Annotated in this window: 12 protein-coding genes; 8 read left to right on the top strand and 4 right to left on the bottom strand. The window is 61.8% G+C overall.

The genetic code is table 11. From position 1 onward, the window contains the following. Positions 1 to 122 precede the first annotated feature (122 nt). Genes GIV35_RS22445 through GIV35_RS22430 form a run of 4 tightly spaced genes read left to right on the top strand, consistent with a single transcriptional unit; the run spans position 123 to position 4,151 of the window. Positions 123 to 905, top strand: a complete 783-nt coding sequence (locus tag GIV35_RS22445) for a sugar phosphate isomerase/epimerase family protein (RefSeq protein WP_105226697.1) — start codon at positions 123 to 125, stop codon at positions 903 to 905. After that, positions 898 to 1,839, top strand: a complete 942-nt coding sequence (locus GIV35_RS22440; protein ID WP_105226696.1) for a sugar kinase — start codon at positions 898 to 900, stop codon at positions 1,837 to 1,839. The genes GIV35_RS22445 and GIV35_RS22440 overlap by 8 nt, the downstream gene beginning before the upstream one ends. Positions 1,840 to 1,884: 45 nt before the next feature. After that, entirely contained in the window at positions 1,885 to 3,177 is a 1,293-nt protein-coding gene (locus GIV35_RS22435) for an MFS transporter (RefSeq protein WP_034127684.1), read from the top strand. Further along, positions 3,174 to 4,151, top strand: a complete 978-nt coding sequence (locus tag GIV35_RS22430) for a 2-hydroxyacid dehydrogenase (protein WP_200649042.1) — start codon at positions 3,174 to 3,176, stop codon at positions 4,149 to 4,151. Before GIV35_RS22435 ends, GIV35_RS22430 begins: the two co-directional genes overlap by 4 nt. A 163-nt stretch (positions 4,152 to 4,314) precedes the next feature. Here GIV35_RS22430 and GIV35_RS22425 read toward each other — a convergent pair whose 3' ends face one another. Continuing rightward, positions 4,315 to 5,940 carry a methyl-accepting chemotaxis protein gene (locus GIV35_RS22425; protein WP_236265084.1) on the bottom strand — a complete coding sequence of 542 codons (1,626 nt, stop codon included), beginning with the start codon at positions 5,938 to 5,940 and terminating at the stop codon, positions 4,315 to 4,317. Between the two features lie 233 nt (positions 5,941 to 6,173). On the opposite strand from GIV35_RS22425, the gene GIV35_RS22420 reads away from it, so the two are divergent. After that, complete coding sequence (locus tag GIV35_RS22420) at positions 6,174 to 7,604, top strand: nucleobase:cation symporter-2 family protein (protein WP_032901653.1); 1,431 nt, start codon at positions 6,174 to 6,176, stop codon at positions 7,602 to 7,604. Between the two features lie 12 nt (positions 7,605 to 7,616). After that, positions 7,617 to 8,078, top strand: coding sequence for an LEA type 2 family protein (locus GIV35_RS22415; RefSeq protein WP_003190908.1), 462 nt, complete (start codon positions 7,617 to 7,619; stop codon positions 8,076 to 8,078). Positions 8,079 to 8,195: 117 nt separating this feature from the next. Here GIV35_RS22415 and GIV35_RS22410 read toward each other — a convergent pair whose 3' ends face one another. After that, positions 8,196 to 9,122, bottom strand: a complete 927-nt coding sequence (locus tag GIV35_RS22410; protein ID WP_236265082.1) for a carbon-nitrogen hydrolase family protein — start codon at positions 9,120 to 9,122, stop codon at positions 8,196 to 8,198. A gap of 91 nt (positions 9,123 to 9,213) precedes the next feature. On the opposite strand from GIV35_RS22410, the gene GIV35_RS22405 reads away from it, so the two are divergent. Next, a complete protein-coding gene (locus tag GIV35_RS22405) occupies positions 9,214 to 10,134 on the top strand; it encodes a LysR family transcriptional regulator (protein WP_060764663.1) in 921 nt (306 codons plus the stop codon). Here the strand turns inward: GIV35_RS22405 and GIV35_RS22400 are convergent. Then, positions 10,106 to 10,360: a hypothetical protein gene (locus GIV35_RS22400; RefSeq protein ID WP_003190904.1), complete on the bottom strand. Its 255-nt coding sequence runs from the start codon at positions 10,358 to 10,360 to the stop codon at positions 10,106 to 10,108. The genes GIV35_RS22405 and GIV35_RS22400 overlap by 29 nt on opposite strands. Positions 10,361 to 10,524: 164 nt before the next feature. Between GIV35_RS22400 and GIV35_RS22395 the strand changes: the two genes are divergently transcribed. Continuing rightward, positions 10,525 to 10,845 (top strand): DUF883 family protein, encoded by a 321-nt coding sequence (locus GIV35_RS22395; protein WP_019817806.1) that lies wholly within the window; start codon positions 10,525 to 10,527, stop codon positions 10,843 to 10,845. Positions 10,846 to 10,876: 31 nt separating this feature from the next. Here GIV35_RS22395 and GIV35_RS22390 read toward each other — a convergent pair whose 3' ends face one another. Beyond that, complete coding sequence (locus GIV35_RS22390) at positions 10,877 to 11,911, bottom strand: Ldh family oxidoreductase (protein WP_072447818.1); 1,035 nt, start codon at positions 11,909 to 11,911, stop codon at positions 10,877 to 10,879. Positions 11,912 to 12,081: the final 170 nt, after the last annotated feature.

The raw sequence follows: 12,081 nt of genomic DNA, 5'->3' as shown, positions 1-12,081 counted from the left end.
GTGCGAAGCGCCGCCAAGAGCCGGTGACTGCTGCGCAGTCAAACGGGAGCAAGCTCCCTCGCCACAAGCAGTCAGTGTGTTCTTGTTGATAAAAATGAAACCGGTTTCAGAGGTAAACAACAATGCATAAATACCCCGTCTCCATCAGCCTTTCCAGCTACGGCGCCGACCTGGTTCGCCAGCAGGGCCAATTGAGTTTTGTCGCGCTGCTCTGCGCTGCCGGTGCCCAGCGCATTGAATGGCGTGAGGAGCTGCTGACCGACGAACACCCCGCCACCCTGGCCCAGGCCGCTGCCGCGCAAGGCCTGGACAGCGTGTTTTCCTCGCCCCTGGAACTCTGGGTCGCCGGCCGTGCCCAGCCCAATGCCGACCTGGCCGCTACCCTGGACCGTGCCCAGGCCTTTGGCTCGGGCTGGCTGAAGGTGTCCCTCGGTTACTTCACCGACACAAACGACATGGAAAGCCTGCACGCCCTGCTCAATCGCCACCCGGTCAAGCTACTGGTGGAAAACGACCAGACCCTGCACGGCGGGCGCATTGAACCGATGCAACGGTTTTTTACCGAAGTCGAACGCCGGGGCCTGCCGGTGAAAATGACCTTCGATATCGGTAACTGGCAGTGGCAAGACCAGTCCGCGCTCACTGCTGCGCGGTTGCTGGGCCGGCATGTGGACTACCTGCACTGCAAGGCTGTGGCCCGTCGCGCCGATAGCAAGCTCGTCGCCTTGCCACCGGGCGCCACCGACCTGCATCTGTGGGAACAACTGCTTAAACACATGACTCAAGGTATTACGCGCGCGGTGGAATTTCCGTTGCAGGGCGATGACCTGATCGAGGTCACCGCACAACAGGTCGCGACCCTGGCCCGCCTTGGCCAACCCCATGTGGAGAACGCCCATGTCTGAGATCGATATCCTCTCGTTTGGCGAAACCATGGCGATGTTTGTCGCCGAACAGACCGGCGACCTGGCGCAGGTCGGGCAGTTTCACAAACGCATTGCCGGCGCCGACAGCAACGTCGCCATCGGCCTGTCGCGCCTGGGGTTCAACGTGGCGTGGCTGAGCCGCGTGGGTAACGACTCCCTCGGGCGTTTTGTGGTCGATACCCTTAGCAAAGAGGGGCTCGATTGCAGCCATGTGGCCGTCGACCCACTGCACCCCACCGGCTTTCAACTCAAGTCTCGGGAAGAGGCCGGCGCCGACCCTCAAGTGGAGTATTTTCGCAAAGGCTCGGCGGCCAGCCACCTGTCCATCGATGCCATCCATCCGACGCTGCTGCAAGCCCGCCATCTGCACGCCACCGGCATTCCGCCAGCGCTGTCCGATGCCACTCGCGCACTGTCGTTCGAGCTGATGACCCAAATGCGCAAGGCCGGGCGCAGTGTGTCGTTCGACCCGAACCTGCGCCCGTCCCTGTGGGCCAGCCAGGCGCAGATGATCCGCGAAATCAATGCGCTGGCCGCTTTGGCCGACTGGGTCCTGCCGGGCCTGGGCGAAGGTCGTCTGCTGACCGGTTTTGACGACCCGCAAGACATCGCCGCGTTCTATCTCGACAAGGGCGCCGAAGCCGTGGCGATCAAGCTCGGCGCCGAGGGCGCCTATTACCGCACCCATATGGACCAGGGTTTTGTCGCCGCCGTACCGGTGGTCAAGGTCGTGGATACCGTGGGCGCCGGCGATGGCTTTGCCGTGGGCATGATCAGCGCCCTGCTGGAAAACTTGAGCTTCCCCGAGGCCGTACAGCGCGGTAACTGGATCGGCAGCCGCGCCGTGCAGAGCCGTGGCGATATGGAGGGTTTGCCGACCCGCGCTGAATTACCCACCCGATCCGTTGCGTGACCCATTACCTGTTGCCACAACTACAACAAGCTCAGGAGCAACCCCATGGAAACCGTGAAACTCGCCACCCGTCGCTGGTGGTACATCATGCCTATCGTGTTTATCACCTACAGCCTGGCCTACCTCGACCGCGCCAACTACGGCTTCGCCGCCGCGTCCGGCATGGCCGAAGACCTGATGATCACGCCAGGCATGTCTTCGCTGCTCGGTGCGCTGTTTTTCCTTGGCTACTTTTTCTTCCAGGTGCCGGGGGCGATCTACGCGCAAAAGCGCAGCGTCAAGAAACTTATCTTCGTCAGCCTGATCCTCTGGGGCGGCTTGGCGACGCTGACTGGTGTGGTGTCCAACGCCTACATGCTGATCGTCATCCGCTTCATGCTCGGGGTGGTCGAGGCCGCCGTGATGCCGGCCATGCTGGTGTACCTGTGCCACTGGTTCACCCGTGCCGAACGCTCACGGGCCAACACTTTCCTGATCCTCGGCAACCCGGTCACCATGCTGTGGATGTCGGTGGTGTCGGGCTATCTGGTGCAGCATTTCAGCTGGCGCTGGATGTTCATCATCGAGGGCCTGCCGGCGGTGTTGTGGGCGTTTATCTGGTGGAAGCTGGCCGATGAGCGCCCCAAGGATGCCAAGTGGCTGAGCGACGCCGAAAAGCACAGCCTGGAAACCGCCCTCGCCGCCGAGCAGGTGGGAATCAAGGCCGTGAAAAACTACGCCGAGGCATTCCGTTCGCCCAAGGTGATCATTCTCGCGTTGCAGTTTTTCTGCTGGAGCATTGGCGTGTACGGCTTCGTGCTGTGGTTGCCATCGATCCTCAAGGCCGGTTTGCAGATGGACATGGTCGAAGCCGGCTGGCTCTCGGCCCTGCCCTACCTGGCGGCGGTGATTGGCATGCTCGTGGTGTCCTGGGGTTCGGACAAGCTGCAGAAACGTAAGCGTTTTGTCTGGCCGCCGCTATTGATTGCGTCGATTGCCTTCTACGCGTCCTACGTGCTGGGCGCCGAACACTTCTGGTGGTCCTACACCCTGCTGGTGATCGCCGGGGCCTGCATGTATGCACCCTACGGCCCGTTTTTCGCCATCGTCCCGGAAATCCTCCCAGCCAACGTCGCCGGTGGCGCCATGGCGCTGATCAACAGCATGGGCGCCCTGGGCTCGTTCGGTGGCTCGTACCTGGTGGGCTACCTCAACAGCAGCACCGGCTCGCCCGGCGCTTCGTACCTGCTGATGAGCGGCGCGCTGCTGCTTTCCGTGGTGCTGACGATTTTCCTCAAGCCCGGCGCCAGTGACCGCTCGCCGACGCCAACCCTGGAATTGAAGGTAAAAACCTCATGAAAAAGTCTGTCGTGCTGTACAAAAAACTGTCCGCGCCGCTCATGACACGCCTGCACGAGCAGGTCGACGTCACGCTGATTGACGCTCTGGATGAAACCGGCCTGGCCAAGCTGCGCGATGCCCTCCCCACCGCCCAAGGCCTGCTGGGTGCAAGCCTGCGCCTGGATGCCCAGTTGCTCGACCTGGCACCCAAGCTGGAAGCAGTGGCCAGCGTCTCGGTGGGCGTCGACAACTACGATATCGATTACCTGACCCAACGCGGCATCCTGCTCAGCAACACCCCGGACGTGCTCACCGAAACCACCGCCGACACCGGCTTTGCGCTGATCCTGGCCACCGCCCGGCGCGTGGTCGAGCTGGCCGACATGGTGCGCGCCGGCCAATGGAACAAAAACATCGGCCCGGCGCATTTTGGCAGCGATGTACATGGCAAGACCCTCGGCATCATCGGCATGGGCCGCATCGGCGAAGCCCTGGCCCAACGCGGGCATTTTGGCTTCGGCATGCCGGTGATCTACCACAGCCACTCGCCCAAGCCGGCGGTTGAAGCACGCTTTGGCGCGCAGTACCGCAGCTTGCAGGACTTGCTCAAAGAGGCTGATTTTGTCTGCCTGACCCTGCCGTTGACCGCTGAGACCGAGAAGTTGATTGGCGCCGAGGAATTCGCGCTGATGGGGCCGGAGACGATTTTTATCAATATCTCCCGAGGCAAGGTGGTGGACGAGGCGGCGCTGGTGCAGGCGTTGCAGCAACGCACTATCCGCGCGGCGGGGTTGGATGTGTTTGAGAAGGAGCCGCTGGATCACGCGTCGCCGTTGTTGCGGTTGAACAATGTGGTAGCCACGCCGCATATCGGCTCGGCCACCCATGAGACGCGGGAGGCGATGGCCAAGTGTGCGGTGGAGAATCTTTTGGCGGCATTGGCTGGCGAAAAGCCGGTAAACCTGGTGAATCCAGGGGCATGGCGGCACTGACACAACACAAGAGCAAAGGTGGGAGCTGGCTTGCCTGCGATAGCCATAGGTATCTACACAACTTTGGTGTGACGCTGGACCTGTGGCGAGGGAGCTTGCTCCCGTGACGGACTGACAGCCGACGCTTCTCTACCTGACACCCCACAGGGTGTTGTGGCAGCAGTTAGATGACGAACCTGGCCACCATCCCATTCAAATCCACCGCCAGCCTCGACAGTTCATGGCTGGCCGCGCTGGTCTGGTTGGCGCCCGCCGCCGACTGGGTGGCCAGGTCGCGGATGTTGACCAGGTTACGGTCCACTTCGCGGGAGACCTGGGCCTGCTCTTCCGAAGCGCTGGCAATCACCAGGTTGCGTTCGTTGATCAGGCTGATAGACGCAGTGATCTGCTCCAATGAGGCGCCGGCTGCGCGTGCCATTTCCAGGGTGCTCTGGCTGCGCTGGTTGCTCTGCTGCATGGACTGCACCGCCTCCCCAGTTCCGTTCTGGATGCCGGCGACCATTTTCTCGATTTCCTGGGTCGACTGCGCGGTGCGATGGGCCAGGGCGCGCACTTCATCGGCGACCACCGCAAATCCACGTCCGGCCTCGCCGGCACGGGCGGCTTCAATCGCTGCGTTGAGCGCCAGCAGGTTGGTTTGCTCGGCAATCGCGCGGATCACATCCAGCACCTTGCCGATATCCCGGCCCTGAGCGGCCAGGCCTTCAATCATCGCGGAGGTATTCTGTACGTCCTGGGTCATGGTCTGGATCGCACCGACGGTTTCCATCACCCGATCACGGCCTTCCCGCGCCGCCTGGTTGGACTGCCCGGACGCCTCGGAGGTGGAAACCGCGTTACGCGCCACCTCCTCCACTGCCGCCGTCATCTCATTGACGGCCGTGGCGGCCTGGTCGATTTCATTATTCTGCTGTTGCAGGCCACGGGACGCTTCCTCGGTGACCGCGCTCAATTCTTCTGCGGCCGAAGCGAGCTGCGTGGCCGAACCCGCGATGTGCTGGATAGTCTGGCGCAGGCTGGCTTGCATGGTCGACAGCGCACTGAGCAACCGTGCCGGTTCGTCCTTGCCATCGTCCTCGATGGTTTTGCTCAGGTTGCCGGCGGCGATGGTCTCGGCCACTTCCACGGCCTTGCGCAGCGGGGTCACGATGCTGCGGGTCAGCAACCAGGCCAGCAGCACGGTGAGCAAAGCCGCCACCACGGAGACCGCCACCACACCGGTGATCGCTCCTTCGTAGCTTTGCCCGGCATCCTCGTCGGCCTGCTTGGCGTCGGCCGCATTGATGGCGATCAGCTTGTTCAGTTGCTCGCCCATCTGGTCAGTGCCGTCCTTGATACGGCTGTTGATCAGGGCGCGCATCTCATCGACCTTGCCTTGCTTGGACAATGCCACCATCTCGGCCTGGGCTTTGAGGTAGTTCTCCAGAGTGACGCCAAAGGCCTTGTACAGCGCAGCCTCCTCCGGGCCGGCAGGCAGCGTGGCGTATTTGGTCTGGGCGGTCTTGACCTTGTCAGCCAACACGCCGATGCGGGTCTCGGCTTCCTGCAGGGCGGCAGGCTCGCGGTTGACCAGCACGCGAAACGACAGGATGCGCATGCGCAGCACGTTTTCGGTGATGGTACCCAGGTGAGTCATGCTGGGCAGTTGGTTCGCGCTCATGTCCTGGGAGGATTGGCGCATCTGCGTCATGCGGTTGACCGCAAACACGCCCAACAGCACCACTAGAGCCGCAATGAAGGCAAAACCGATAAACGCGCGAGGGGCAATATTCAGGTGACGGAGGGACATAGGGCTGCTCTCAGAAGTAGTGTTTGCGAGCGTCCTTGCCGCGAAACGATCCGTCAGCGTCAACGCGCTGCCCAGACCTTGGTCACCACTGTTGTCGTTGTAGTGTGGGCCTATGCTTGATATCGGCTGGGCCACGGCTTTAGCGCAGGGTTTTTATAAATATTTTTTTACACTTCAGGCGCCTGGCACTTTCTGGCATCCTGCGCCTCCATTTTCTGACCCGAGCCATCATTTTGTCTGACGCTCAAGCCCCCCGCCCGCGCTATAAATCCGACCTCATGTACGGCCTCGAAGACCGCCCGCACTTCACCGCCGCGATTTTTGCCGCGTTGCAGCATGTGTTGGCGAGTTTTGTCGGCATCATCACGCCCACCCTGATCGTCGGCGGCGTACTGGGGCTGGAAAGCGAAGTGCCGTACCTGGTGAGCATGGCGCTGTTTGTCTCGGGGCTTGGCACCTTTGTGCAGGCGCGCACTTTCGGGCCGGTGGGTTCGGGGCTGTTGTGCCTGCAAGGCACCAGTTTTTCCTTTATCAGCGTGATTTTGAGCGCCGGGTTCATGGTCAAGGCCCGGGGCGGCGGCACCGATGAAATCCTCTCGACGATCTTTGGCATCTGCTTTTTCGCGGCGTTTATCGAAGTGGTGCTCAGCCAGTTCATCGGCAAACTGCGCAAACTGATCACCCCGGTGGTGACCGGCACCATCATCACCTTGATGGGCTTGTCACTGATCAAGGTGGCAGTCACCGACATGGCTGGCGGCTATGGCGCCAGCGACCTGGGCGCCGCAGGCAACATGGGCCTGGCGGCCTTGGTGCTGCTGACCATAGTGGTACTCAACCGCTTCAACAACCCGTTCCTGCGCCTGGGTTCGATCGTGATCGGCCTGACCCTGGGCTTCGTAGTGGCGTGGCTGCTGGGCCGCGTCGACATGGCCGCCCTACCCCAGGTGCCGCTGATCAGCGTGCCGGTACCGTTCAAGTACGGTTTCTCGTTCGACTGGGTGGCGTTTATCCCGGTGGCGGTGATCTTCCTGATTTCGCCCCTTGAAGCCGCCGGTGACCTGACCGCCAACTCGATGATTTCCCAGCAACCGGTCAAGGGCCCGCTGTATATCAAGCGCATCAAGTCCGGCCTGCTGGCCGACGGCCTCAACTCCGCGATGGCCGCCACCTTCAACAGCCTGCCGATGGTGACCTTTGCCCAGAACAACGGCGTGATCCAATTGACCGGCGTGGCCAGCCGCTACGTGGCGTACTTCATTGCTGGCCTGCTGGTGCTGCTGGGGCTGTTTCCGATGATCGGCGCGGTGTTGCAACTGATGCCCAAGCCGGTACTCGGCGGTGCGACCCTGATCATGTTCGGCACCGTGGCCGTGGCCGGGATCAAGATCCTCGCCGAAGCGGGCCTGCATCGGCGTAATGTGCTGATCGTGGCGATTTCCCTAGGCATGGGCCTGGGCGTCGCCGCGGTGCCGGAAGTGTTGCGCGAGCTGCCCAAGGCGCTGCACAACATCTTCGAATCACCGATCACCGTGGGCGCATTCTGTGCAATCCTGCTGAACATTTTCCTGCCCGAAGAGTTCATAGAGCTGGAAGAAGATGAATTCGAGCCGGAGTCCTCTACCCTCAAGGTCATGCAGGACCCGGACGTCACCCAAAAGTAGGAGCATTTATTTATGCGCAAGCTCATGGTTCTATCGCTGTTGCTGCTGACCTTGAGCGCCTGCGCACTGTTCCCCAACCGCGACCCGGTGAACATCAATGTGGTGGGTATCGAGCCGCTGCAAAGCCAGGACCTGGAAGTGCGCTTTGCCGTGAAGCTGCGGGTGCAAAACCCCAATGAAGCGGCAATCGACTACAACGGCGTGGCCCTGGACCTGGAGGTCAATGGCCGGCCACTCGCTTCTGGCGTCAGCGATCAGGCGGGCAGCATCCCACGCTTTTCTGAAACCGTACTGATGGTGCCGGTCAGCGTTTCTGCATTTTCGGTGTTGCGCCAGACCCTGGGCCTGAGCCAGACCCAAAGCCTGAACAACCTGCCCTACGTGCTGCGCGGCAAACTGGCGGGAGGCCTGTTTGGCACCATGCGCTTTGTAGAGCGTGGCACCCTGGACTTGCCGAACACCGCCACCTGGTAAGTGGCTGAAAACCAAATGTGGGAGCTGGCTTGCCTGCGATGGCGGTGCGTCAGTAACAGATGAATTGAATGACACGCCGCTATCGCAGGCAAGCCAGCTCCCACAGGTTGATTGCGTTCAGTCAGTGATATAGCGAACGCCTGGCTTGGCGCGCTCGTCCACCACCAATTCAAAAATATCCGGCCGGGCGTAATGCCCCACTACGTCGTAGTCGTAGCGGGCCCGCACCAACTGATCAGTATCGATCTGCGCCGTCAACAACCCCGCCTCGCCCACCAACGGCCCCGCCAAAATGTCGCCCATGGGCCCAACGATCACGCTGCCGCCGGCAATCAACGGACGGTCATCCGGCCAATTGGCAACCTCCACACCCAAGGCTTCAGGCGATGCCTGCACCTGGCAGGCGCTGACCACAAAGCAACGCCCTTCATGGGCGATATGGCGCATGCTCACCTGCCACATGTCGCGCTCGTCCACGGTGGGTGCACACCACACCTGAACGCCCTTGGCATACATCGCGGTGCGCAGCAACGGCATCATGTTTTCCCAGCACACCGCGCCGCCGATACGCCCCACCGCGGTGTCGATCACCGGCAGGGTCGAGCCGTCGCCCTTGCCCCAGATAAGCCGCTCGGTGCCGGTCGGCATCAGCTTGCGGTGCTTGGCCACCAGGCCGCCCGACGGTTCGAAATACAACACCGTGCAGTACAGCGTGCTGCCACTGCGTTCGATCACGCCCAGCACCAGGCTGGCACCGGTACGCGCCGACATCCCGGCCAGCGCCTCGGTCTCTGGCCCCGGTACGTCGATGGCATTGGCAAAATACCGCGCAAAGGCTTCCCGGCCCTCGGGCAGGCGATAACCCAATTGCGTGCCAAAGCTTTCGCCCTTGGGATAGCCGCCCAGCAACGCCTCGGGCATGACCACCAAGTGCGCGCCACTGCGCTGGATTTGATCCTCATAGGCCAGGATCTGCGCCAGGGTGTCAGCCTTGCCGCCAGGCAAGGCGCCGATTTGCAGGGCTGCGACAGTCGATACGGGCATCAGGCTCACTCCGATAGATAGGGGTTGCCCATTCTCCGGCCAGACTCGATCATGAATAAAGCCCACCTCAGTGCTAAATGATATGAGCCAAATGAATATCGCCCAGGTTGACCTGAACCTGCTCAAAACCTTCGAAGCCCTGCACGACGAGTCCAGTGCCAGCCGTGCGGCGCTGCGTTTGGGCGTGACGCAGTCGGCGATCAGCGCGGGCTTGCGGCGTTTGCGCGAGCTGTATGGTGACCCTTTGTTCGTGCGCACCGGACGCGGCCTGGCGCCCACATTGCGTGCCAACCAGTTGAAACCGGTGATCAGTGAGGCATTGGATCGCTGCCGCCAGAGCCTGGCGATGATCAGCCCGCAAAACCTGCACTACGAGGGCCGCTCGGTGGTGCTGGGGCTGTCGGATGACTTCGAGATTGCCTATGCCCGAAGCCTGATGGAGGCCATCGCACTGCGCCTGCCCAAGCTACGGGTGATCTTTCGCCAGACCTACAGCCAGATCGTCGCCGCCGCCCTGCTCGACCGCACGCTGGACCTGGCCATTACCGCCGGCGGTTTTACCGAGCGCAGGCTGAGCCGACAGGTGCTGGGGGAAGGTGACTATCGTTGCCTGGTAGACCCCCATAGCCTGGCGCCGGGCGAGGAGACTATCGACCTGCAAGGGTTTGTCACACGGGAACATGTATTGGTGTCGTCAGGCGGGTTTATCGGCATTACCGATGAAGGCTTGGCGGCGCACGGGCTGCGCCGCCACGTGTGCGCGTCCACCAGCCACTTTGCCGCGCTGCCGTATCTGCTCAAAGGCAGCACCGCAGTAGCAACCATTCCCGGGCATGCGGCCCACGCCATTGCGCAAATGACCGGCCTGCGCGTGCTGCCCTGCCCGCTGGCGCTACCGCATTACCCGGTGGAGTTGGGCTGGCGCACCCAGGCTCAGTTGGACCCGCTGTTGCTCAAGGTGCGCGAAGCGATTGTGGCGTGCTTTACTTTGCCGCCGCCATCAGCTTGTTGACTTCACTGCGCACCATGTTGGAAAACTCCGGCGGCGACATGCCATCGAGTTCGGCACGTACCCATTCGGCCCACTTGCCCTTGCGTTTGGCGCGCTCACCGAACAAGCGCGCGGCTTCGCCTTTGGCCTTGCCCAGGTTGGTTTGCCACAGGTCGTAGAGGCGCGACTTTTCATCTTCCAGCTCGGCGCGTTCGGCGAGGGTCTTGTTGGCGAGATTGAAGCTCATGTTGAATTACCTGCTGCACAAATAGGTGACATCTTACACTGTAGGCCCAAAGTTCCCGATCCGGATTTTGCCTCGGATGAGCGCGCTGGCAAAAAAACTGCAACTTTTGCCACCGCCCGATACTCCATTGTTCACTGCCACATCCACCTGCAAGGAGTCACTCAATGGCCCGCAAAACCGCCGCCCAAGCTGTCGAAGATCAAATCAAGGACCAAGCGTTCAGCGAACTGAGCGCATTGATCGAAGAATCGGACAAACTGCTCAAAAGCAGCGCATCCCTGGTGGGCGAGGAAGGTGAAACCCTGCGCGAGCAGGTTGCCATCAAACTCAAGCAAGCCCTGGAATCGGTGTCCAACGTGCGTGAACGCAGCAAGCCGGTTGTGGATGCCACCGAGACTTACATCGGTGGGCACCCATGGCAGACCGTGGCCATTTCCGCTGGCTTTGGCCTGGTGGTCGGCCTGTTGCTGGGTCGCCGTAACTGATCCATTCAGGCTGCGCATCGCGCAGCCTGTTTCATCCCGCCGCCAAGGCCCTCAACTCGCGCAACGCCTGCGCGTCCAGTTCGATTCCGGTTTCCTGCGACTTCGCCCGCGTACGATGGCGTCGGTCCCCCGGCAATCGACGCAGCCCCGCCGCATGCATCTGCCGCACCAGCTCCTGGCTGCGTTGGGCGAAGCTTTGCCCTGCGGTTTTACTCGGGTCGATCACGATAAGAAGCTGGCCTGTCCACGGCGTACGCGCGCCTGGGTGGTCCGTCCAATCGAATTCAAAAGAGAAGTTGCCGCCCGTCAACGCTGCCGCCAGCAACTCGACCATCATCGACAGTGCCGACCCCTTGTGCCCGCCAAATGGCAACAGTGCGCCGCCTTCCAGAATGGCTTTAGGGTCCTGGGTCGGCTGACCGAGGCTATCGACGCCCATGCCCGGTGGCAACCGCTCGCCTTTGCGTGCGGCGATTTGCACGTCGCCATGGGCCATGGCGCTGGTGGCCAGGTCAAACACAATCGGCGCACCGTCGGCCCGTGGTGCCGCAAACGCGATAGGGTTGGTGCCGAACAACGGGCGATCCGCGCCGTGGGGCACCACACAGGTCATGCTGTTGACCACGCTGAGTGCCACCAGCCCCTCCTCGGCAAACGGCTCGACGTCCGGCCACAAGGCAGCAAAGTGATGGGAGTTATGGATCGCCAGCAACGCGATGCCGGCGCTGCGTGCCTTCTCCACCAGCAACGGGCGCGCCGCTGCCAGGGCCGGCTGGGCAAAACCATTGCCCGCGTCGACGCGCAAAAAGCCTGAGGCCACATCGGTCACGCTGGGGACGGCGGTGCCGTTGACCCATCCACTGGCCAGCGTCGAAAGGTAACCGGGGATGCGAAAAATACCGTGACTGTGGGCACCGTCACGCTCGGCACTTGCGCAGTTGTGCGCAAGAATCGCAGCAACCTGCGGCGATGTGCCGTGCCGGACGAAGACCTGTTGAAGTAACTCCACCAGTTCAGCGAAGCGGATCGAGGCACAAGCGGTGGCAACTGTCGACTGCGCAGACATTTGAAGCTCCGTTTTTATGATTGGAAGGGGCGACGAATGGGACATCCAGACCCTCGATTAAACACCACGCACTCTCTGCGTTGTCAACGTGTGCAGCGCTGAATATTTAACGCCTTGCACCACGGGCGCCTGCCTACCCTGTGCTTTTCCTGGCACGCCGGAGACAGGCT

Origin of the sequence: Pseudomonas sp. PA-1-6B, from assembly GCF_021609545.1 — a bacterium.
Classification (GTDB): domain Bacteria; phylum Pseudomonadota; class Gammaproteobacteria; order Pseudomonadales; family Pseudomonadaceae; genus Aquipseudomonas; species Aquipseudomonas fluorescens_BV.
This window is presented reverse-complemented; position numbering and strand designations above follow the sequence as displayed.